The organism is Myxococcus sp. CA056 (genome assembly GCF_013336715.1).
Classification (GTDB): Bacteria; Myxococcota; Myxococcia; order Myxococcales; family Myxococcaceae; genus Myxococcus; species Myxococcus llanfairpwllgwyngyllgogerychwyrndrobwllllantysiliogogogochensis.
This window is the reverse complement of record NZ_JABUMT010000001.1, coordinates 1,217,643-1,239,501: the sequence shown is the minus strand read 5'-3', so window position 1 is coordinate 1,239,501 and position 21,859 is coordinate 1,217,643. Positions and strand designations below refer to the sequence as shown.

Annotated in this window: 14 protein-coding genes; 7 read left to right on the top strand and 7 right to left on the bottom strand. The window is 69.6% G+C overall.

Annotated elements, in window-relative coordinates; genetic code table 11:
* Window positions 1–154: 154 nt before the first annotated feature.
* The 4 genes from HUA76_RS05080 (at window position 155) to HUA76_RS46015 (ending at window position 10,034) form a co-directional block, all read left to right on the top strand.
* A complete protein-coding gene (locus HUA76_RS05080; RefSeq protein WP_174460134.1) occupies window positions 155–4,468 on the top strand; it encodes a fibronectin type III domain-containing protein in 4,314 nt (1,437 codons plus the stop codon).
* Between the two features lie 61 nt (window positions 4,469–4,529).
* Window positions 4,530–5,387 carry a hypothetical protein gene (locus HUA76_RS05075; protein WP_174460133.1) on the top strand — a complete coding sequence of 286 codons (858 nt, stop codon included), beginning with the start codon at window positions 4,530–4,532 and terminating at the stop codon, window positions 5,385–5,387.
* A gap of 118 nt (window positions 5,388–5,505) precedes the next feature.
* A complete protein-coding gene (locus HUA76_RS05070) occupies window positions 5,506–6,438 on the top strand; it encodes an ABC transporter ATP-binding protein (protein ID WP_174460132.1) in 933 nt (310 codons plus the stop codon).
* Window positions 6,435–10,034, top strand: coding sequence for a M1 family aminopeptidase (locus HUA76_RS46015; RefSeq protein WP_174460131.1), 3,600 nt, complete (start codon window positions 6,435–6,437; stop codon window positions 10,032–10,034). The genes HUA76_RS05070 and HUA76_RS46015 overlap by 4 nt, the downstream gene beginning before the upstream one ends.
* A gap of 59 nt (window positions 10,035–10,093) precedes the next feature.
* Here HUA76_RS46015 and HUA76_RS05060 read toward each other — a convergent pair whose 3' ends face one another.
* Window positions 10,094–10,648 carry a hypothetical protein gene (locus HUA76_RS05060; protein ID WP_174457071.1) on the bottom strand — a complete coding sequence of 185 codons (555 nt, stop codon included), beginning with the start codon at window positions 10,646–10,648 and terminating at the stop codon, window positions 10,094–10,096.
* A gap of 346 nt (window positions 10,649–10,994) precedes the next feature.
* On the opposite strand from HUA76_RS05060, the gene HUA76_RS05055 reads away from it, so the two are divergent.
* Window positions 10,995–11,657 carry a hypothetical protein gene (locus HUA76_RS05055; protein ID WP_174460130.1) on the top strand — a complete coding sequence of 221 codons (663 nt, stop codon included), beginning with the start codon at window positions 10,995–10,997 and terminating at the stop codon, window positions 11,655–11,657.
* Window positions 11,658–11,671: 14 nt separating this feature from the next.
* Here the strand turns inward: HUA76_RS05055 and HUA76_RS05050 are convergent, their stop codons facing one another.
* The 6 genes from HUA76_RS05050 to HUA76_RS05025 all read right to left on the bottom strand — a co-directional run bounded on the left by HUA76_RS05050 (window position 11,672) and on the right by HUA76_RS05025 (window position 18,894).
* Entirely contained in the window at window positions 11,672–12,610 is a 939-nt protein-coding gene (locus tag HUA76_RS05050) for an acyl-CoA desaturase (RefSeq protein WP_174460129.1), read from the bottom strand.
* 142 nt (window positions 12,611–12,752) lie between these two features.
* On the bottom strand, window positions 12,753–14,489 hold the full coding sequence (locus HUA76_RS05045) for a caspase family protein (RefSeq protein WP_174460128.1): 1,737 nt from the start codon (window positions 14,487–14,489) through the stop codon (window positions 12,753–12,755).
* Window positions 14,490–14,535: 46 nt separating this feature from the next.
* The gene (locus HUA76_RS05040) at window positions 14,536–15,390 is read right to left on the bottom strand and encodes a hypothetical protein (protein ID WP_174460127.1); all 855 of its coding nucleotides are present in this window, start codon (window positions 15,388–15,390) and stop codon (window positions 14,536–14,538) included.
* A gap of 17 nt (window positions 15,391–15,407) precedes the next feature.
* On the bottom strand, window positions 15,408–16,094 hold the full coding sequence (locus tag HUA76_RS05035) for an RNA polymerase sigma factor (protein ID WP_174457066.1): 687 nt from the start codon (window positions 16,092–16,094) through the stop codon (window positions 15,408–15,410).
* A 13-nt stretch (window positions 16,095–16,107) separates the two neighbouring features.
* Complete coding sequence (locus HUA76_RS05030) at window positions 16,108–17,322, bottom strand: chromosome condensation regulator RCC1 (protein ID WP_174460126.1); 1,215 nt, start codon at window positions 17,320–17,322, stop codon at window positions 16,108–16,110.
* A 108-nt stretch (window positions 17,323–17,430) separates the two neighbouring features.
* A complete protein-coding gene (locus tag HUA76_RS05025) occupies window positions 17,431–18,894 on the bottom strand; it encodes a DUF4397 domain-containing protein (RefSeq protein WP_174457064.1) in 1,464 nt (487 codons plus the stop codon).
* Window positions 18,895–19,105: 211 nt separating this feature from the next.
* On the opposite strand from HUA76_RS05025, the gene HUA76_RS05020 reads away from it, so the two are divergent.
* Window positions 19,106–21,139 (top strand): alpha/beta fold hydrolase, encoded by a 2,034-nt coding sequence (locus HUA76_RS05020; protein ID WP_174460125.1) that lies wholly within the window; start codon window positions 19,106–19,108, stop codon window positions 21,137–21,139.
* Window positions 21,140–21,304: 165 nt separating this feature from the next.
* Window positions 21,305–21,850, top strand: coding sequence for a hypothetical protein (locus HUA76_RS05015; protein ID WP_141644048.1), 546 nt, complete (start codon window positions 21,305–21,307; stop codon window positions 21,848–21,850).
* The last annotated feature ends 9 nt before the right edge of the window (window positions 21,851–21,859 follow it).

Genomic DNA, 21,859 nt, shown 5'->3' with positions numbered 1-21,859 from the left:
TCCCGATGCGCCTCACTCGATGTGTGAGAGGGGTACACTGAGGCGGACTCGTTTGGGGGCGCCGTCGAGCCGTGTTTGAGGGAGTGGCCGACGCGCTGCTACAAAGCCCCGCCTCTACCGGGGAGTTTCAATGTCGTTCCGCCAATGCGTCTGGATGCTCCTCGTTGTGTTCGCGGTTGGCGTGGGTTGTGGCGAGGCGGGTATTCCACCGCGTCCACCCGTCGAAGTGGCGGACGCGGGTGACGGCACGGACGCGGGCGTCGCGGACGCGGGCTCGACAGATGGTGGCGACGGCACGGACGCGGGCGACGGCACGGACGCGGGCCCCACGGATGCAGGCCCTACGGACGCCGGCCCCACGGACGCCGGTGAGCAAACGGATGCGGGACCGCGCGCGGAGGTTCCATCCGCTCCCGCGCAGGTCGTCGCGGTGCGTGGTGATGCCTCGTCGCGGGTGTCCTGGTTGGCGCCCGAGGACCACGGCAGTCCCATCCTCGGCTACACCGTCACGGCCTCCCCGGGTGGCGCGGTGGCGAACGTCCCAGGCGATTCGGTCTCGGTCCTGGTGACGGGCCTCGCGAACGGAACCCCCTATACCTTCACGGTGGTGGCCACGAACGCCGTGGGGCCTTCCGTGCCGTCCCTTCCTTCGTTGCCGGTGACGCCCGCCGCGCGCCCGGGAGCACCGGTCGATCTCCTTGCCCGGCCAGGAGTGCGTGGCGCGCGGCTCGACTGGAGCGCTCCGGACGACCATGGAAGTCCCATCACCGGCTACACCGTGAGCATCCTTCCTCCCCTCGACGCCGCGCGTGTCGTCGTCACGGATACGCACGCGGAGGTGACGGGGCTCGCGGATGGCACTCCGTACTCCGTCACGGTGACGGCGACGAACGACGTGGGCGAAGGCGCTCCCGCCACGACGTCGGTCATCACCTGGTCGACTTCGGCGGCGCCCTCGGAGGTCCACGCCACGGTGGATGACGCCGGTGGAGTGGAGGTGGCGTGGACCGCGCCTGCGTCCCATGAGGGAAACCCCGTGACGGGCTACACCGTCACCGCCTCGACGGGTGGCGCGACGCTTCGAATCTCCGCACCGGAAACGCGCGGGGCGTTCTCCGGACTCACCCTGGGGCAGCCGGTCACCTTCACTGTCGTGGCCACCAACGCCGTGGGGGACAGCGCGTCGTCGTCACCTTCCGCGCCCGTGACGCCGCGCACGCCTCCCGCCGCGCCCTCGGAGGTCGTGGCCACGGCGGAAGAAGGTGGCGCGTCGGTCTCCTGGAGCGCTCCAGCGGACCATGGCGCCCCCGTGACGGGTTACACGGTGACGGCGAGCCCCGGGGGGCACTCGGCCACTGTGGCCACCGCGAGCGCTGTCGTCACGGGGCTCACCAATGGACAGGCCTACACATTCACAGTGAGGGCCACGAATGTCGCGGGTGACAGCCCGGAGTCCGCGCCGTCCGCACCGGTGACTCCCTCCACCGTGCCTGATGCCCCCACCCACGTCACCGCGAGCGTGGACCTCTCCCTCGTCACCGTGCGCTGGACGGCCCCTGCCTTCGATGGAGGCAGTGCGCTCACGGGCTTCACGGTGGCAGCTCACGAAGGCGGTGGCGCGGCGAGTGCCTCCACGACGGTCGATGCCTCCTCGACCGAGGTGACCTTCACCACGCTGACCCCGGGCGAGACGTATACGTTCACCGTGGTGGCCACCAATGCGCGCGGTGACAGCGCGTCATCGGAGCCTTCCTCGGCCGTGACATTGCCGCGCCCGCCCGATGCCCCCACACAGGTGGTGGCCACGGCTGGCATCCGCTCCCTGAGCGTCACCTGGGCCATGCCTGCGTCGGATGGTGGCTCGCCGGTGACGGCCTACCGGGTGACACCGTACAGCGCGGGGACGGCGGGCACGCCCGTCACTGTCGACGCGGAGCCTCGGGAGGCGACCCTCACCGGGCTCGTGAATGGGACGGCCTATCGCGTGACTGTCATCGCGGTGAATGCCTTGGGCCCGAGCGCCGAATCAGAACCCTCGGGCGAAGTGCTGACGCCTGATGTTCCCAGCGAGCCTCGGGAGTCGCGCGCCGTCGCGCTCGGAGGCGGCAAGGCCACGGTGAGCTGGACGCCCCCTGTGTCCGACGGCGGCAGCCCCATGACCCGTTACACGGTGCGGGCGAGTCCAGGAGGGTTCTCGGCTTCGGCCGCGGGCAGCGCCACCTCCGCGACCGTGCGAGGGCTGGACGGCGCGACGCACTACACCTTCACGGTGCAGGCCACCAACGCGGTGGGCGACAGCCCGCGCTCCGCTGCATGTGAGGTGACGACGTCCTGTGGGTTGGGATTGGGAGGGTGGCCCCTGGCGAGGCATTCGGTCTTGTCGGTGGCGGTCGCGGACTTCAACAACGATGGCATTCCGGACCTCGGCGTCGGCCGGAGCGAGAGCCCCTCGGCTCGGTATGCCGGGGTGCTGTTGGGGAATGGCTCGGGGGCGTTCGTGGAGCAGGTCGCGTTCCCCGTTTCAATCAGTGGGACTGGCTCGGCGCTCGCGGACTTCAACAACGATGGGAACCTGGACATGGTGCTGTACACGCCCGGTCTTCATGGCTCCACGATGGTCAGCGTCGTGATGGGCAATGGGCGTGGCGGCTTCACCTCGAAGGTGGACCTGGGTGTGGGGCAGACGCAGCTCTCCGTGACGAGCGGGGACTTCAATGGGGACGGCAATGCCGACCTCGTGGTGGCCAACATTGTCAGTCAGGACATCAACCTCTTCCTGGGGGATGGGACCGGTGGCTTTTCGCCCCGGAGGGACATCCTCTTCGGTGCCGCGCTGGGCTTGATGGCCGCGGGAGATTTGAACGGCGACGGCCGCTCAGACCTGGTCGTGGGTCATGGAGCGTCGTCCATCGCGGTGATGCTGGGAGATGCCTCGAGCGGGTTGTCCGCGCGAGAGGACTTCGCCGTGACGGTGCGCCCCAGTACCTTGCGGCTCGAGGACGTCGATGGGGATGGAAGGCTCGATGTCATCGGCTCCAACATGGGAGGCCAGGGTGTTGGCGTGTTGTTGGGGGATGGGGCGGGGCGCCTCGGGACGGAGCGCATCTCGCACGTCGGAGTGGTGGCCTCCGGGATGCTGCTCGCGGACGTCAACGGGGATGACCGATGGGACATCGTCCAGTACAGCAACAGTGAGAGTCTGGTCAGCGTGCTGCTCGGAGATGGCACGGGTGGCTTCTCCGGGAGACAGGACTTCGCCACGCTCAAGAACCCGTCGTCGATTGCCGCTGGGGACTTCAATGGGGATGGCCGGATCGACCTCGCGCTGTCGAATCAATTGCAGTCGGTCATGACCTTGCTCAAGGGAGATGGCACGGGAGCGTTTCTGACCTGGCGCGACCACGCCACCCGCCAGCAGCCCACGGCGGTGAGCAGTGGTGACCTCGATGGAGATGGCAATCCAGACCTCGTGGTGACCTCCGAGTCCAGCGACTCCGTGGGGGTGATGCTGGGGGTTGGCGCGGGTCGCTTCGGGCCGCGGCGGGACTTCCCCACCCGGAGGAATCCCACCTCGGTCGTGGTGGTGGACCTCAACCGGGACGGCAGGTTGGACCTGGTCGTGGCGAACGGCAACGGCAACTCCCCCTCGACGCTGGGAGGCAGTGTCAGCGTGTTGCTAGGGGATGGAGCAGGCGGTTTTGGCGCGAGCACGGAGTTCGACACGGGCCGGTTTCCGCACTCGGTCATCAGCGCGGACTTCAATGGCGACGGTTTCATGGATGTCGTCACGGCGGACACCAGCTCCAGCACCGTGAGCATGTTGCCCGGGAACGGCCTGGGGGGCCTGCTTCCAGCGCGGACCTCCTCCAGTGGGACGAGCAACCCGGTCGCCATCGCCAGCGCGGACGTCACGAGAGATGGAAAGCTGGACCTCGTGGTGGTGGGCTCCTCCAATGTCCTCCAGGTGCTGCGGGGCCTCGGCAACGGCTCCTTCACGGCGCTGTCGAGTCCGTATCCGGGAGGGCGTCCGCGAGGACTCTCGCTCGCGGACTTCAATGGCGATGGATACGTCGATGCGGCGGTTGCCCTCGCGGACAGTCCCAGCGCCGCCAGCTATACCGTCAGTGTGATGCAGGGGGATGGATTGGGTGATTTCTCCCTGAAACAGAGACTCAATGTGGGGCGCAACCCCTACGGCGTGACGACCGGTGATTTCGACGGGGATGGCGCGGCGGACATCGTCGTGGCCAACTACGATGTCGAGAACACCCCCGGTAGCGCCCGCTTCATCAGTGTCTTCCAGGGGCTTGGGACAGGCGGCTTCAAACCCCGGAAGGACTTTGCCACCGGTGGCCGTCCGTTCGCGGTGATGAGCGCGGACCTCAATGGAGACGGGCGGCTGGACGTCGTCACGGCCAACTACGAGAGCAACACCCTCAGCGTTCTGTTGAATCAATGTCTCGAATGAGGAGCCTCCTTCCTTTCGCGAGTCCGTGGTGGCGCGAGAGGGATTGGCTATAAGTGCGCGCATGTCCCGTGACGAGAACGCCCGCTACCTCGAATCGATTCGCCCACGCAGTGCTCTCGCGCCCATCAAGCTTTGGATGAAGCTGTTGCCGTTCATCCTCGTTGCCTACGTCGCCGCGTATTTCATGGTCACTGGCGGCAAGACGCCGAAGCTGCCATCCACCGAGGAGCTGAGTCGGTCCGGGTCTCAGTTGGGCTTCGTCTTGCTGGTTGGAGGCGTGCTCGCGGTGGGCACTCTGGGCTCCATCTTCTGGAGACGATGGTCAGCACACCGCAAGATCGACGCGGCCTTTCTGCATCCCGACGTGAGCGCCCTGCTCGCCGTCTACGAACAGGTGTACGCGTCGAGCAGCCGGTTTCCGGATGTCGCCTTCTACCGAGCGAGCTCCCGCGCCCTGGCCCATGCCTGCTACGGTGACGCGGCCTCCGCGCGCCGGGAGCTGGCGAGCGTCGACTGGTCAGCGCGTCCCCCTGTCATCCGCGCGATGGAGCGAGTGGGTGAGGCGAGCATCGTCATGCTGTGCGAGGACGACCCCGCGCGAGGGCTCGCGCTCGCGAAGGAGGCCCTCTCCATGGTGGAGTTTCCGAGCCCGGTCGCCGGCTCGGACGAGGGGCGCGCCTACTACGAGATCTGCGTGGGTATCGGCGAGGTGCTCACCGGCACGGCCACCCCCGACTCGCTCGCGGCTCTGAAAGTGCACAACCAGCAGACCAATCTCCCCGTGGCCTGGCTGATGAGTGCCTGGGGGCTTCGAGTGGCTTCCGCGCGTGCGGGCGACACCGTGGGCGCCGAGGTGTTGCGCAAGTGGCTTCAGAAAGATGCGCCGCACTGCGCTCCGCTCCATCGAATCCCCAGCTGAGTCCTCAGGCGTGGCGCCACGGTGCGTCACCCGGGTGTGCGCCCGACGGACACCGTGAGCCCCCGCTTTCCGCGCACGTCCCGTGAAATGAGCGCGGCCCTCCAGGCGTACGGGGGGCATGCTCTCCCTCCGCAATCTGGTGAAGGTGTACCCGGGCCCGGTGCCCGCACTGCGTGGCGTGGACCTGGAGATACCGCGTGGGATGTTCGGGCTGCTGGGTCCCAACGGCGCGGGCAAGTCCACGCTGATGAAGATTCTGTCGGGCCTGCTGGAGCCCACCTCCGGTGAGGTGACGCTGGATGGACTGGACATCGTCCGCCACCCGGAAGCGCTCCGGCCCCACCTGGGCTATCTGCCGCAGGAGTTCGGCTTCTACCCGTACCTCACGGGCGAGGCCATGCTGCTGTACCTGCTCAAGCTCAAGGGCGTCACCGCGCCGCGAGGGTTGAAGTCATTGTGCGCGGAGCTGCTGGAGCGTGTGAACCTCACGTTCGCCGCGAAGCGCAAGGTGAAGGAGTACTCGGGAGGCATGCGGCAGCGGCTGGGAATCGCCCAGGCGCTCGCGGGCAACCCCCAGCTCATCATCGTGGACGAGCCCACCGCGGGCCTGGACCCCGAGGAGCGCCTGCGCTTCTACCGGCTGCTGGCGGAAGTGGCGAACGAGCGCACGGTGCTGTTGTCCACGCACATCGTCGAGGACGTGGCGATGCTGTGCCCGCGCTTCGCCGTCATCCGGCAGGGCCGCGTGGTGGCGATTACGTCGCCCTCCGAGGCGAAGGCCTCCATCCAGGGCACCATCTTCGAGGGGACCGCCTCCGCCACCGAGCTGGTGGAGCTGCAGCGCACCCGCCGCGTCACGCAGGCCGTGCTCTTCGAGGGCCGCAACCGCGTGCGCATCCACTCGACGGGAGGCGATGTGCCCGTGGGCTTCGAGCGCGTCACGCCCACGCTGGAGGACGCCTATCTGCTGATGATGAAGGACACGCGCGAGGCCTCCGCGACCTCGCAGCCGTCGCCCGTCGTGGAAGCCGCACGCGAGGTGGCGCGATGACCGTGGCCCGTCTGGGCACGGTGGTGCGCACGGAGCTGGCGCACCAGATGCGCCGCCCGCTGTTCGTCATCCTGTTGCTCGTCACCTTCCTGTCGGTGTGGGGCCTGTCGTCAGGCAACGTCACCATCGAATCCGGGGCCAGCCAGGTGGGCGGGCAGAAGGCCTGGGTGACGAGCGAGTTCGCCGTCTCTCAGACGCTCCTGCTGCTCATGTTCCTCCTGTTCAGCTTCTTCGTCTCCGTGGGCGCGGGCATGGGCGTCATCGCGGACGAGGAGGCGCGGGTGGGCCCCCTCCTCCACACCACGCCGCTGACGCCGCGCGAGTACGTGTGGGGCAAGTTCCTGGCGGTGCTGAGCGCGTATGTGTTGGCGCTCGGGGCGATGGCGCTCTTCCTCGTCTTCTTCCACCACGTCATCCCCGCGGGCGAGCACGCCGAGTATCGCGGCCCGCTGTCGTGGCTCAACTACGCGCGGCCCGCGCTCTTCTTCGGCATGCCCCAGTTGGTGTTCATCGCGGGTGCCGCCTTCGCGCTGGGCGCGGGCACTCGACGCCCGGTGCTCGTGTACTTCCTGCCGGTGGTGCTGATGTTCGTCTGCGCCTTCTTCCTGTGGAGCTGGTCTCCCGGGTGGTTGGACCCTCGGGTGAACCGGGTGCTCCAGGCGCTGGACCCCGCGGGCATGCGGTGGCTGAGTGAGACATGGGTGAAGGTCGACCGAGGGGTCGCCTTCTACAACGCGGAGCGCGTGGGGCTGGACGCGCTGTTCGTCCTCAGTCGCCTGGGCTTCATCGCGGTGGGGCTGGGCGGCGTGGCGTGGAGCGCGCGGCACGTGGCGCGAGGGCTGCGTGGCGCGCCGGTGCGCGGCGCGCACGGCAAGACGTTGGCGGACATTCCCCTGGCGACGCCGGATGGCGGGGCGCGCGAGGAGACGCCGCTCGCGACGCTGGGCATGCGAGCCCATCCTCCCGGGGCACTGTCGGGCCTGTGGGTGGTGGCGAGCGCGGAGCTGCGGGGCCTCCTGTCGCAGCCGGGGCTCTACCTGTTCATGCCCATCATCCTGATGCAGACGGTGGCGAATGCGCTGAACAAGGTGGGCCCGTTCGACACCTCGCTCCTGACGTCTCCGGGCTTCTTCGCGGTGAGCACCTTGAGCGTGGCGTCCACGCTCGCGTGTCTGCTGCTCATGTTCTACACGGTGGAGTCGCTGGAGCGAGAGCGCGCCTCGGACCTCGCGCCCATCCATGACGCCGCGCCCGTGCGCACCGTCTCCGTCCTGCTGGGCAAGGCGCTCGCCAACAGCCTCGTCGGAGTGTCGCTGCTGGCGGCGACGGGGCTCGCGGGCATCATCGCCCAGCTCGTGCAAGGCCAGGTGCCGCTCTCGTTGTGGCCGTATGTCCTCGCGTGGGGGCTCTTGTTGCCCACGTTCTTCGCGTGGACGTGCTTCGTGCTGGCGGCGCACGCGGTGGCGGGAGGGCGCTTCGGCGCGTATGGCGTGTCGCTCGCGGCGCTGAGCCTCACCGGTTATGCGGCGGTGCGCGGCCACCTCCACTGGGCGATGAACTGGCCGCTGTGGCGCGCGGTGCAGTGGTCCGACATGGGGCCCTTCGAGCTGGACAGGTCCGTGCTCGTGCTCAACCGCGTGGGCGTCCTGGGGCTCGCCGCCTTCTTCACCGCGCTGGCGGTGCGGTGGGATGGGCGGCGCGCGGCGGACTCGGTGAGCCTGCTGGAGCGCATCCGCCCCAGTGGCCTGTTGCGCGGCGCGTGGCGACTGACGCCGTGGGCGGTGGTGCCCGCGGTGGCCCTCGTGGCGGCGGCGGTGCAGGTGGGGCAGGGCTGGCAGGGTGACGCCGCGAAGAAGCGCGCGAAGGAGTACTGGCAGAAGAACCTGGCCACGTGGCTGGACGCGCCGCAGCCGGCGATTCAGGACGTGGACCTGGAGGTGGAGCTGGACCCGGAGGGCCGCGCCTTCCGCACGCGAGGCACGTACACGCTGGTGAACCGGCGAGAGAAGGCGCTGAAGTCCTTTGCCCTCACGGGCGGAGACCACTGGGAGGACGTGCGCTGGACGGTGGATGGAAAAGACGTCACGCCCGAGGACCGCTCGCGGTTGTATGTCTTCAAACCCGAGGCGCCCCTGGCACCCGGCTCGGCGGTGCGCGTGGGCTTCGAGTTCCACGGCGAGTTCCCCAAGGGCGTGACGAAGAGTGGCGGCAAGGTGTCGGAGTTCATCCTTCCCTCCGGCGTGGTGCTGACCAGCTTCGGGCCGAGCTTCGCGCCGGTGGTGGGCTTCCGCGACGACATCGGCGTGGACAAGGAGGAGAACCGGTACGAGCCGCGCGTCTACCCGGATGACTTCTACGTGGGGCCCACGGAGGCGGCCTATGGCACGGGCACTCCCTTCACCACGCGCATCCGCGTGACGGGGCCGGCGGAGTACACGCTCAACTCGGTGGGCGTGCTGGAGAGCGACGAGGTGAAGGACGGGCGTCGGGTCAGCGTGTGGCGCAGCGACGCACCGGTCAGCATGTTCAACATCGTCGCGGGCCGCTGGGCGGTGCTGCGCGGCGAGGGCACCGCTGTCTTCCATCACCCCGCGCATGTCTACAACGTGGAGGCCATGCGCCGCGGGCTGGACGCGTCACGCCGGTACTACTCGGAATGGTTCCATCCCTATCCGTGGAAGGAGCTGAAGCTGTCCGAGTTCCCCGGCCTGGACACCTATGCGCAGGGCTTCGCCACCAACATCACCTTCTCGGAGAGCATCGGCTTTCTCGCGCGCAGCACGCCGGAGTCGAATGCAGTCCTGCTGATTACCGCGCACGAGGCGGCGCATCAGTGGTGGGGCAACATGCTCATCCCTGGCAAGGGGCCGGGCGGCTCGGTGTTGTCAGAGGGCATGTCTCACTATTCGGCGATGAAGCTGATGGAGCAACTGGACGGTCCCCGGACGCGGATGGAGATCGCCAAGCGACTGGAGGAGCGCTACGCCAGGGAGCGGCACGTGGATGCGGAGCAGTCGCTGGTGAAGCTCGACGACTCGCGCGACGGCGACAACACCGTGCTCTACGACAAGGGAGGCTGGGCGTTCTCGATGCTGGAGGAACTGATGGGCCGCCCGGCCATGCACGCGGGAATCCAGGCGTTCCTCCAGAAGTACGTGGGCCATGAGGACCACCCGGTGCTGCAGGACTTCACCGCGGCGATGCGCCCCTTCGCGCCGGACGCGGCGGCCTATGACGCCTTCGTCCAGCAGTGGTTCCACGAGGTGCATGTCCCGCAGTACCGGCTGTCGAATGCCCGGGTGAAGCAGGAGGGCGGACAGTGGGTGGCCACGGTGACGGTGGAGAACGTGGGGGACGGCCGCATGCCGGTGGAGGTCGCCGCCGTGAAGGGCGAGCGCTTCGCGAAGCGGCCGGACGCGAAGGCTCCGGACGTGCAGTCACCGGACTACCGCGAGGCTCGAAGCCGCGTGGTGCTGGGGGCGGGTGAGAAGGCCGACGTCACGGTGCGCTCCGACTTCCCGCCCGAGCGCTGGGTGGTGGACCCCGACGTGCGCGTGCTCCAGCTTCGTCGCGAGCAGGCCGTGGTGACGCTGTGAGGCGGTGAGCCCGGTGGACCGCGCTCCCGTGCTGGCCTGGAGCGCGGTCGCCGGATGGCTCAGGGGTGCGTGACGTGGAAGAGCCGCGTCTCGACGCGAGGCAGGGACTCCGCGCCCGTGCGCGTTCCGGTGAGCAGCAGGGTGAAGTCACCGACGATGGGCAGCGGGGAGCAGCGCACCGTGAACTTTCCCTGGAGGGTGAGCTGAAGGGGGCCATTCGGCTCCCGGCTGCCTCGCCCGGAGGTGACACTCAGGTCCGCCGTGCACTTGCTCTCCTCGTCGAAGACCGAGCACGCGCCCTCGCTGATGAAGAAGGTGTTCTCTCCGGTCATCGTCGCCCGCAGGTCCCGGTCGCAGGTGAGGGACTCGGAGCGCAGGCTCAGGGCCGTCTTGGAGCCGGAGGCCTCCGAGATTCGCACCGTGTCGTCCAACTCCCCGGTCTGGGTCTCTCCGTTGAAGGTGGCGCTCAGGGTGCCCGTGCTCTCATAGGCGCCCGTGACGTTGGACCGATGGTCCGTCGTGGTGTCGTCGCCGTCGTCGCCTTCCTTGTCGTCATCACCACCACAGCCACCGAGCACCAGCAGCGCGGACGCCAGCAGCATTCGCATGCGCATCACTTGGACTCCCTCCATCCCCGGATGAGTGACTCCCCGTGGGAAGGCTCGGGCGGGAGTATCTTGATGCCCGGTGCATCGCGCAACGTGACGAGTCCGTGGGCCCGCCGTCCCGACGCCATTCGCGTGCTGGCGGACAGTGCTCGGTGTCACGGCGTGTGGAGCGGGGTGGCTGGCGCGCTGTCAGCCTGTCACGCGGCGCGCGGGCCTTCGTTGACACGATGTCGTGGGGAGGGGTGCTCGTGAGCTGAGGCTCCCTCTGGAGTGAGGTTGTGCACGCCCATTGCACAAGGGGAGTGGGTCGCTGGACGAGCGTGCCAGGGACGTCATTGGGGGATGTCCAAACATGAAGCCCATTCACATGCTGTGTCTGACGTTGCTGTCATCCGTTGCCGCTCACGCCCAGGAGCTGAGCGCCGGACCGTCCGTCTCGCCCGCGCGCAAGACGGTGCTGGGAGTCTCCGTCACTCCCGATGAGCTGGGCGTGGTGACGCTGGAGGGAGAGCGGGTGGTGAGTCCCCGCGTGTCGGTGGGCCTGGGGCTGCGCACCGGGTTCACCCAGCAGAAGGGTTGGTCCGACTCCCTGGTGTCAGGGGAGCGGGAGAACGAGGCAGGCAGCTCCACCTTCGTCCTGGGTGTCGGTCCCCGGGCCCGCTTCTTCCTCGTGGGAGACGCGCCCGAGGGGCTGTGGGTGTCGCCGGGATTGGAGGTCACCCGTTCGTGGCGCCGCTTCGAGATAGAAGGACAGGCGAGTCTCAACGACAACGAGCAGCGCATCTGGAGCTTCGGTGCGACGGCGATGCTGGGCTACACCGTCATCCTCGGGCGAGGCCTCGCGGTGCAGGCGGGCGTGGGCGCGGAGGCCCGGCATGATTCGAGTCAGTACACGAGCAACGTCACGGCCAAGCCCGGGTACGAAGGGCTGTTCCCCGTGGGCGAGCAGTCGAACGAAGGGCGCTCGTGGGTGATTGACGAGCGGCTGGCGTTGTCGCTGGGCTGGGCCTTCTGAGCCGTCGCGTGGCGCTACACAGGCATGCCGTGCGCGCCGTCGCGTCGGCGGAGGCACCTGCGCGGGTGTTTTCGGGGGCCGGGGCGTCGGTGCGCTCCGGGGCGAAGCGGCAGGTTCCCCATCGTCTTCACGTCATGCACGAGGCCTAGCGTGGCCAGGGCCTTCACCGTCCACCAGCCCGGGTCCGGCTGTCGCCAGCCGAAGCCCATCCGGGCCGAGCTCGGGTAGGCGTGGTGGTTGTTGTGCCACGACTCACCCATGCTCACGAGGGCGAGCCAGCCCGCGTTGCGTCCCTGCTCCGCGCACCCGGGCATCGCGTAGGGCTGGTCTCCCTCCACGTGGCTCACGTAGTGGACGAACCAGAAGCCATCCTGCGTGAGCGCCAGTCGCACGAAGACACCCCAGACCACCCACGCGGGACCGCCTACCGCGTACAGCGCGAGCGCGAGGGGCACCTGGAGCCAGAGGCCGGCGCGCTCCAGGGCGATGAAGAAGGCGTCGTGCTCCAGGTCGGCGTCCACGGCGGGATAGACGCTCGCGTCTCGTGCGTGCCACGTGCGGAAGAGGGCGTGGGTCATCGCGCTGAGGAAGCCGTCGCGGTAGCCGAAGTATTCGGGGCAGTCGGCCTCGGGTTGGTTCTGGTGGAAGTCGCGCAGGTGGTGCATGCGGCTCATGCCGAGGGCGCCGCCGAGCCCCGCCAACGTGCCGATGAGGCCCAGCGTCCGCTCCACCGTGCGCGGTGCGCGGAAGGCCCGGTGGATGAGGCCGCGGTGGATGCCCACCGAGACGCCCAGGCACATGGTCACCCCCGTGAGCACGGCGAACACCGCGACCGCGCTCCACGAGAAGTACAGCGCGCCGCCGATGAGTGCGCCCAGGTGGAGAAGGCTCCACCGGAGCACCTTGCCCGCGTCCCACCGTGCCTCGCCCCACCCCGTGATATCCGCGTTCATGTGCCGCCCCTTTCGGAGCGGGTCCAACGCAAGCGCCCTGCCAGGGGTGCACGGGCCTGATTCCAGGGACTTGAGCGGGCGCGAGGGCGCCACTGTCAACGGCGTTCACAGCGTGCCGCGCACCGCGTGGACGGTGAGTCGCTCAGCGCTCCAGCCCCAACTCCACGCTGGGAATCCAGTGTCCGCGACGGTGCCCATCCACCCGGACACCGTCGAGGTCCATGCCCAGCGCGCCTCGCACGGCGAAGTCGCCCGCCCTCCAGCGCAGGCCCGCGGCGGCGCGCGCGGACAGACCCAGCGAGTCGCCTTCTCTGCGGCCGGGCTTGTCCACCACCGTCATCAACCAGCCCACGCCCACCTCCGCGAACGGGGCCAGCGTGCCTCGGCCGTTCAGTCCGCCCATGGCCAGTACGGACACGCGCTGAAGCGTGGTGTTGTCCACCCACGCATCCGGTGCGAGCGAGTAGCTGGCCCGCGCGCCCCACCGGACGATGCCAGGGCCCGGCACGCGCCAGGCCAGCGACAGTCCGCGTGCCACACCACGACCTCCCAGTGGCGGAGCGCCGAGCGTGAGGCCCACCTCCAGCCCCAGTGAGTGCGGCAGGCTCGATGGGTCCCCGGGTGTCACCGGATTGGAGAAGTCCACGATGGGCCCTCCCGCCGAAGCGACATAGCCCTCGTAGAAATCGCGTCCGAAGGGGAGGGCGAAGAGGCCCTGGAGCAGACTCTCCTCGGCCGCGCCGCGCTGGGCCACCTCGGGAGGAGAGGGGCGGGGCAGTCGTCTGGCCTTCAGGTCCGCGAGCCGCACCCGGGCCTCACCCCCGGGCGTACGCAACCAGTACGCGTCGCGTTTCGGCAACGCGAGGACCAGGGGCTCTCCCTCGGACTGATGCGCATCCGCGAGGCGCACGCCATTCGTGTCCTCCACGGAGATGCGCGCGCCCCCGGGCGTCGCCGGCAGGTCGAGGCGGGGACCCTCTGGAATGGGGCCGATGAGCGCGCGCGAGGGATTGAGCATCGGCGGGAAGGTGCGCAGCGCGAGCCTCGCCTGCGGAGATTTCACGCCCCGGATGGCGGCGGCGACGAAGGCGTCGAGCTCGCTGTACTCGACCTGCCCGTCACCGTTGACGTCCGCGCCACCCAGCAGCGCCGAGCGCGCCGCATGGCTGAAGACACCCGCGCGGATGCGAGACCACTCATGCGTCTCGCCTTCGTTGCTCTCCGCGAAGATGGCGCCCACGCTGGGGTGGCCCGCGAGTTGCTCCTGCTCCAGCGCGCGTCGCAACCTGCGGAGCACCAGCGGGTCGGCGCCCCGGCTGCCCACGACGCCAGCCGCGTGGCAGGCATCCACCAGCAGGTGGACATAGTCCGCCTCGAGTCGCTCCACGACCCGGGTGTACAGGCCCTCCTGGTCCAGCCGGCCGTCGGCGAGCGTGAGGTAGGCGCGCGCGGACTCACCGGTGCGCCCATGGCCCACGTAGACGAACAGGAAGTCCACGGTGCGTCCGGCGGCGCGGTCCGCCGCGTTGAGCTGGGCCAGCGCCGCCACGGCTTCGTCGAGCGCGGCGAGCGTGGGCACGCGCACCCCGGTCAGTCGCTCACGCTCCGCCTCGGCGGTGTCGGCATCGGCGACGGTGAGCAGCACCACCTCTACGCCCAGCCGCTGGAGTGTCTCCATCCAGCGCACGCCGTCATCGTCCGCGTAGCGCAGGGGAGGCATGCCCGGGGAGTCGCTTCCGTTGTAGGCGACGACCAGGGCGCGCCGCACCGGAGGTGGCCCCGAGGATGAGGTCGCCGGCTCGGCGAGGGACACCGTCGCGCAGCAGGCGAGCCACAGGACGACGACACCGCTGGGCACCGGAACCGTGCTGGGTCTCATGGTGTTCCTTCCGCGAGCACAGCCGCGTCTCGATGGAGCCGGTGGCTCATGGCTTCCCCGCAATGCGGACGCGATGCTGCACGCGTACGACGTCTCGGACGGGTTCTCCGCGCGCGGCGGCGAGCGCGTCGGACGCGCTGCTCGCGAACACGGCGGTCAGCTCCACCTCTCCCGTGTCGGGCAGTCTCGGCGTGAGGTCCAGCGCCGCCTCCGCGCCCGGAGACGCCTTCACCTCGAACGGTCCTTCCACCTTCAGCCCCTTGTCGGTGCGCACCGTCACCACGACATGCGTGTAGGGCGCACGTGCCCCGGCCGCGAAGGCCAGCGCCGCGCCGGCGGGACAGTCGCCCTGACCTCGGACCTCCCGAAGCTCCGCTTCCGCTGGCACGCAGAACAGTCGCATCACCGTCGCGCCCTGCCCCTCGCCGCGCGCGCCCCACTCCGTCGTGTCGCTCGGCAGGCTCAGCCACAGCAGTCCCGCCGCCGCCATCAAGCTGACCACCCACGCGCCGCCCACATGCCCCAGCGACGGCGAGTTCCACGCCTGAAGCACCCGGGCCCACAGCCTCCGCGCCAGGCTCCACGGCTCCCCCAGGTCCTTGTGCAGCCGGTCCGCTCGCGCTGCCTGTCCCGAGGACTCGGTTGACGACTCCCTCTCCACGGTGGCGAGGACCGAGGCCAGCCCGCGCGACTCGAGCGACGCCAGCTCCCCCGGGGTGGGCACGGTGACGGTGTCGCTGGCGAACATGCGGCGCAGGTTCATCACCCGCTCGTAGCGCGCTCCACACCGCGCGCAGCCGCGGGCATGACGCAGCACGCGGCTCCACTGGCGAGGAGGCAGGACGCCCTCGTTGGCGAGGTGGACGAGCTGTCGGTCCACGTGCTGGGTGAACAGGGCCATGGGGAAACTCACTCGAATCAAGGCACGAAGAGGGGGAAGAGGAGCGCCAGCACCGCGGCCGTGGCGGCGGCGGAGGGCAATGCATCGGGCGAGTCAGCGGTGAGCCAGCCTTCGTTGAGGAGGAAGTCGGTCATCGCGCGGCGCAGCTTCGTCTCGCGCGTCCGCAGCTCCTGTCGGGACAATCCCAGCACCAGCCCCGCGCGCTCCTGGGACAGGCCCTGCACGAAGCGCAGGTCCGCGAGACGACGGGTCGCCTCGTCGAGTCCCGCGAGGAAGCGGTGCACCAATTCGCGCGTCTCTGCTTCCAGCGCGCGGTCCTCGGGCGAAGGTGCGTTGCTGGCCAGCCGCTCCGCCGTCGGCGTGTCATCCAGCGCCACCGCCTCGCGAGCGATGCGCCCCGCTGCCCTCAGCACATCCACCGCCGCCTGCCGCGCCAGCGCGTTGAGCCAGATGGAGTACGGCCGCACGCCGTCATACGTGAGCCGGGCCTGCTCGCGGAAGGCACGCACGAAGGTCTCCTGGTGCGCGGCCTCCAAATCCAACGGCCCCACGCGCGCCAGGCCCCCAGGTCCGCGCGACACGTACGTGCGCGACAGGAACCGCGCCACGTGCCCGGAGTAGGCCCGGTACACGCGGGTCAACGCCCCCGGCTCTCCCCGGCGAAAGGCCTCCAGCAACAGCGGGTCTTCCCTCAACAGTGACATGCCGTCCTCCCTCTCAGGGGGCCCCAAGCCCCTGGACCACGGCCGGCTCCACGCGGTCCGACTGCGTCCCATCACCCAACTGGCCCAAGGCGTTGGCGCCCCAGCACCGCACCTGTCCATCCCGCATCACCGCGCAGGTGCTCGTCGCTCCGGCCGACAGGTCCACGACGTCGTCGCCCAGGGCCGTGACCTCCACGGGCGCCGCGCGGCGGATGCGTGTTCCATCCCCCAGCTGTCCGTCGCCATTGAGTCCCCAGCACCGCACGCGACCTTCCGCGTCCAGCGCGCAGGTGAAGGAATTGCCCGCGCGCACCTGCCGCATGGTCGACGACAGCCCCACCGGCCGCACCGGCGTGACGCTGTCCAGCGCGGTGTCATCCCCCAGCTGCCCTTCGCGATTGAATCCCCAGCACTCGAGGTCGCCCATGCCCACGCGCGCGCAGGTGTGGCTCAGGCCCGCCGTCAGCGCGCGCACCGGCCCGCTCACGCCCCTCACCCGCACCGCCCCAGGCTCGGGCGTGGGATTGGCGAGGCCCGTGCCCAGCGCTCCGTACGTGTTGTCACCCCAGCACCACGCCTCTCCATCGGCGGTGGCGGCGCAGGTGTGGTTGGCGCCCGACGCGAGCACCGTGAGGTTGGCGGGGAGCCCCAGCACGGGCACGGGCCTGGGCGCCTTCCCCGCGAACGCTCCGCCGAGCTGGAAGAAGTTGTTCTCGCCCCAGCACATCACCTGTCCCCCCGCGTGCAGCGAGCAGGAGTGCCCCAGCCCCGCCACCACGGTCACCGCGTTGGTGCCCGCGCCCGGCACATCCACCGGCTCCAGTGCGGCCATCGTGGTGTTGTTGCCGAGCTGTGCCAGGGAGTTGTCCCCCCAGCAGCGCACGGTGCCCCCCTCCACCACCACGCAGGTGTGTTGTCCCCCGACGGCGAGCGCGAGCACGCCCGAGCCCAGCCCCCGCACGTCCACCGCCTGGGCCCGCAGCGCGCGCGTCCCATCCCCCACCAGCCCGACTCCGCCCCAGCACCGCACGCCGCCCGTCTCCAGCAGCGCGCATGCATGCTGGCTGCCCACCGACACCTGCCGGGCCAGGCCCCGCTGCTCGGTGTCGGTGTCGGGGCACGCGGCGACGTCCTCGTCGCAGTCCTCGGCCGTGGTGCTCCGGATGGGGTCCAAGCACGCGCTGGTCGACGCGAGGAGCAGCACGAGGAGGCCAACGCGACGCTTCATGGGGCTCGACTCTCAAGAAAAGAGACAGGCGGGTGCCGCGGAGAAAATGGCTCCGCGGCGCCCGCCCTTTGAACAGGGTATTTCTTGAACGAATGAGCCAGGGGAACGTTACGGCAGCGGGAAGAGATTGAGTGCGCTCCACGGTGAAGTGCTCGTGTCCACCGTCACCAGCCGGAAGCCCGCATCGATGCCAGGCCTGGGGGAGAGGGCGCCCGCGGCCACCGCGAAGACGCCCCGGCCCGCGAAGAACCCGAAGGGCACCTGGAAGCGCGCCGTCGGCGAGCGACTGGACGCCGCCGAGGCCGCCACGCCCACGTACACCTTGAGGTCGGGCAGCGACAGGCCCTCCGGCGCGGAGGCGAGTCGATAGGGAACGTCGTTGTAGGCCGCGTGCGCCGGGACGAGCCCACCCTCCAGTGGGGACACGTCCACCATCGGCGCGTCGGGCGAGGCATGCACCAGCCGCAGCCGCACGTTGCTCGCATCGGCGGTGAAGCCTTCGGAGAACGCGAGCAGCTCGAAGGGGGCGCCCGTCGGGTCCGCCAGGTCCTGACTGAGGAAGCCCGATGCCACCGTCAGATAGGACTCCCCGGCGACCAGCGCGGGCGTGGTCCGGGAGGCGACGGGGGCACCCGCGGGACGCGTGCCGCCGTGCACGGAGGCGAAGAAGTCCAGCGTGTAGCTGCCAGGAGGCACCTGGAGGGAAGCCGAGAGCTGGCCGAAGGCGAGGTTGTTCACAAGTTCCGTGTTGCCCAGGAAGAGGTCCACGGCGGGCGCGTCCGGCGAAGCGTGAAGCGCATAGACGACGGGATTCTGGCGGACCAGTCCGACACCCGCGGCCAGCAGGCCGAAGCCCCCCGCGGCGCTCGGCTTCTGGGAAAGCTGTCCGGTGGCGATGACGAACACCTCCCCACGCGAGGGCAGGGCGGGCACGGTGAAGGCCGTCACCCGCTGGTTGGCCGCGCGGATGCCCACCTGGAGCGCCTGTCCGGAGGGCAGCTCCACGCCCGTGGCCCCTGTGTCCTGGAAGCGCTGCAGGCCGGTGATTTCAGAGGAGCCGTCATCCCCCACGTCGATGGAGACGGTGGGCGCGTCCGCGCCCGCGTGGACGATGCGCACCCGCGTCTTGCCGTCGGCGGGAGGGTTGAAGCCCTCGGTGAGGGGCAGCACGCGGAAGGCGCTCGTCGCGTCGGTGGAGGCGAGCAGCCCCGCGGCCACCGCGCTCACGGTGTGGCCCGTGCCGAGCACGAGCGGCCCGGTGGAGTAGACGGGCGCGGACGAGGCCAGGGCGCCCGCCGCGCGCACCTGGACGTTGTACGTGCCCGCCGGCACGGTGGCGTAGGCGGTGGCGTCGCCGTACTTCACGTTGGTGAAGAGGGGCGTGGACTGGCCTTCCGCGTAGATGTCCACGGCGGGGGCGTCCGATGAGGCGTGGATGACGCGCAGCTTCGCCTGGTTGGACGGCGTCTGGTCGGGCGGCGTCTCGTCCTCGCCGCAGGCCACGAGCGTGGACAGCGTGGCGGCGAGCGCCGCAGTGAGGCTGCGATGACGACTCCAAGGGCTCTTCGTCATGTTCCACTCCAGGGGTGTGGCCGTCGCCCATGGGGAGCGCGACCGTGTCTTCGGAGGGCCCTTACGGAACGAGCCGTGAAACCTGGTTGGTACCGTGTGTCCGGCACGGTGCGTCGGATGACTGTCCACCCGCGAGCAGTCGCCGGTCCGGATGTGGAATGACGCGGCGCGGGCGCGACAGCCGGAGCGCTGCTGCTAGCGTGCGCGCACCATGAACCCTGGACTGCTTCCTCTCGTCGTGTCCCTGCTCGCCGCGCAGGCGCCCGCGCCCGCTCCGGCGGCACAGGCCCCCAAGGCCCAGGCCTCCGCCAGCAAGCCCTCGCAGGTGCCAGGAATCGCACCACTGCCCGGCCAGCCGAACCTGTGGGTGAGCAACGTGCCGACGGTGCCGGAGGCGCTCCGTCAGCGAATGGAGCAGTACCTGGAGGCCCGCTCCGCGGCGCTCCTGGACACCAGTGATGACGGCAAGCAGTTGCTCATCACCACGCGCTTCGCGGACACCAACCAACTCCACCTGGTGGAGATGCCCATGGGCGCGCGCACGCAGCTCACCTTCGCCAGGGAGCCCATCAACAGGGCGCTCTTCCAGCCCGGTGACTCGAACGTCATCTACTTCCTGCAGGACAAGGGCGGTGGGGAGTTCTTCCAGGTGTTCCGGTTGGACCGGCGCACGGGGCGCTCGGAGCTGCTGACGGATGGGAAGAGCCGGCACTCGGACGTGAAGGTCTCCCAGGATGGGCGGTGGCTGGCGTACGGCGGCACGGGCCGCAATGGCAAGGACACGGACGTGTACGTGGCGCCCACCGCGCAGCCGCGTCAGGCCCGTCGCCTCACGGAGCTGGAGGGCTCCTGGGCGCCGATAGCGTTCTCGAACGACGGCGCGAAGCTGCTGGTGGCGCAGGAGCGCGCCGTCGACGACGCGGACCTGTACGTGGTGGACGTGGCCTCCGGCGCGCGTCAGCGAATCACGCCCCAGGAGGGCAAGGGCGGCATCACCTCCGTCGTCTTCGCCCATGACGGCAAGAGCGTGTACCTGGCGACGGACCGCTACAGCGACTTCGCGGAGCTGTATCGGGTGGACCTGGACAAGGCGCCGCTCACCTCCGCGCCGGAGTCGCTGACGAAGGCCGTGAAGTGGAACGTGACGGACCTGGCCCTGTCGCCGGATGGCCGCAAGCTGGCGGTCGCCTTCAACGAAGACGGCTTCACCAAGGTGTCGCTGCTGGATACGCGTACGAAGGCCTTGGCGCCTCTGGACTCGCTGCCGAAGGGCGTGGCGTTCGGCATCAGCTTCCCGCTGAAGCGCTCGGACCTGTTGGCCCTGACGGTGGGGGACGCGAAGAGCCCCATGGACGTGTGGACGGTGGACTTGAAGTCGCGCAAGCCGACGCGGTGGACGCGCTCGGAGGTGGGCGGGTTGGACACGAACACCTTCGTGGAGCCGGTGCTGGTGCGCTACCCGTCCACGGACGGCGTGCAGGTGCCGGCGTTCCTCTACCTGCCCCGTGGCGCGACGGGGAAGGTGCCCGTCATCGTCAGCTTCCACGGAGGCCCGGAGGGGCAGAGCCTGCCCTTGTTCAGCACCTTCGCGCAGTTCGCCACGACGGAGCTGGGCATGGCGGTGCTGGTGCCCAACGTGCGCGGCTCGGAGGGTTACGGCAAGGCGTACCGGGCCATGGATGACGGCGTGAAGCGCGAGCAGAGCCTCGCGGACATCGGCGCGACGCTGGACTTCATCGCCTCGCGCAAGGAGCTGGATGCCTCGCGCGTGGGCGTCTCCGGCGGCTCCTACGGCGGCTACATGACGCTGGCGTCGGTGGCCTTCTATCCGGAGCGATTCAAGGCGGCGGTGGACGTGGTGGGCATCTCCTCGCTGCCCAGCTTCCTGGAGAACACGCAGGCGTACCGACGTGACTTGCGGCGCGCGGAGTACGGCGACGAGCGAGACCCGGCGGTGCGCAAGGTGCAGGAGCGCATCTCCCCCTTGGGTTCGGTGGCCAGGATTCGCGCGGCGCTCTACGTGCAGCAGGGAGCCAATGACCCGCGCGTGCCGCAGTCGGAGGCGGAGCAGATTGTCCAGGCGGTGCGCCAGCGCTCACCGGACGTCTGGTACATGCTGGCCACCGACGAGGGCCACGGCTTCCAGAAGAAGGCCAACCGCGACTCCGCGCAGATGACGACGATGATGTTCTTCGAGAAGCACCTGGGCGCGCCCAGGAGTCCCGAGGCCACGGGCACGAAGTAGGCGAGGGGTGACACAGGCGTACCCCTGGGGGAGGAGCGAGCAGGCCGGGTGGCTGCTCGCGTTGAATGCAAATCCGGGGGGTTGCGTCACGGCGCATGGCGTCGCGGTATGCGGTGCACAGAGTGACGTTCATGGACTGGTCATCCAGGCCAAGGAGCTTTCCCGATGAAACGCTTTCTGAGCCCGCTGCGGCGGGGTGTGCTGGTGGCGGCGGTGGTGTTGGGGGCGGGGGCCGCGGTGTCCGCGCCCAAGCAGGACGCCATCAACCTGCGAATCGCTCGTGAGCAGTACAACCTGGTGATGACGGCCGACGAGGTGACGGGCCAGGACTTCCAGGTCGCGCGGACGCCCGGTGGCCTGCGGGGGCGGACGTACCTGGGCGTCGTGGACGTGAAGCTCAAGGACGGCGAGGTGAGGGGCTCGCTGGGCAGCGCCCTGGTGAACCTCAAGGTGAAGCGGGACGGCGACACGCTGGAGGCCGAGGGCGGCTTTGGTGGGCGTCCGGCGAGCGTGAAGCTCACCCCGGACGAGATGAAAATCTACATTCGGGACTGCACGTACCGGCTGAAGGCGCGGGAGCCGGGGCGCTCGTACGCGGGCAAGCGCAGTTGCGACATGGCGACGGTGCCCGAGTCGGAGGTCTGGCTGCCGGACGAGTTCCTCGCGGCGAGCCCCGAGGAGAAGGTCACCCTGTTGCTGCTGGCGTTGTGAGTCCGGGGC

Coding starts and splice junctions, on each gene's coding strand:
- HUA76_RS05080 (WP_174460134.1), top strand. CDS start 155: ATGCTCCTCGTTGTGTTCGCGGTTGGCGTGGGTTGTGGCGAGGCGGGT.
- HUA76_RS05075 (WP_174460133.1), top strand. CDS start 4,530: ATGTCCCGTGACGAGAACGCCCGCTACCTCGAATCGATTCGCCCACGC.
- HUA76_RS05070 (WP_174460132.1), top strand. CDS start 5,506: ATGCTCTCCCTCCGCAATCTGGTGAAGGTGTACCCGGGCCCGGTGCCC.
- HUA76_RS46015 (WP_174460131.1), top strand. CDS start 6,435: ATGACCGTGGCCCGTCTGGGCACGGTGGTGCGCACGGAGCTGGCGCAC.
- HUA76_RS05060 (WP_174457071.1), bottom strand. CDS start 10,648: ATGCGCATGCGAATGCTGCTGGCGTCCGCGCTGCTGGTGCTCGGTGGC.
- HUA76_RS05055 (WP_174460130.1), top strand. CDS start 10,995: ATGAAGCCCATTCACATGCTGTGTCTGACGTTGCTGTCATCCGTTGCC.
- HUA76_RS05050 (WP_174460129.1), bottom strand. CDS start 12,610: ATGAACGCGGATATCACGGGGTGGGGCGAGGCACGGTGGGACGCGGGC.
- HUA76_RS05045 (WP_174460128.1), bottom strand. CDS start 14,489: ATGAGACCCAGCACGGTTCCGGTGCCCAGCGGTGTCGTCGTCCTGTGG.
- HUA76_RS05040 (WP_174460127.1), bottom strand. CDS start 15,390: ATGGCCCTGTTCACCCAGCACGTGGACCGACAGCTCGTCCACCTCGCC.
- HUA76_RS05035 (WP_174457066.1), bottom strand. CDS start 16,094: ATGTCACTGTTGAGGGAAGACCCGCTGTTGCTGGAGGCCTTTCGCCGG.
- HUA76_RS05030 (WP_174460126.1), bottom strand. CDS start 17,322: ATGAAGCGTCGCGTTGGCCTCCTCGTGCTGCTCCTCGCGTCGACCAGC.
- HUA76_RS05025 (WP_174457064.1), bottom strand. CDS start 18,894: ATGACGAAGAGCCCTTGGAGTCGTCATCGCAGCCTCACTGCGGCGCTC.
- HUA76_RS05020 (WP_174460125.1), top strand. CDS start 19,106: ATGAACCCTGGACTGCTTCCTCTCGTCGTGTCCCTGCTCGCCGCGCAG.
- HUA76_RS05015 (WP_141644048.1), top strand. CDS start 21,305: ATGAAACGCTTTCTGAGCCCGCTGCGGCGGGGTGTGCTGGTGGCGGCG.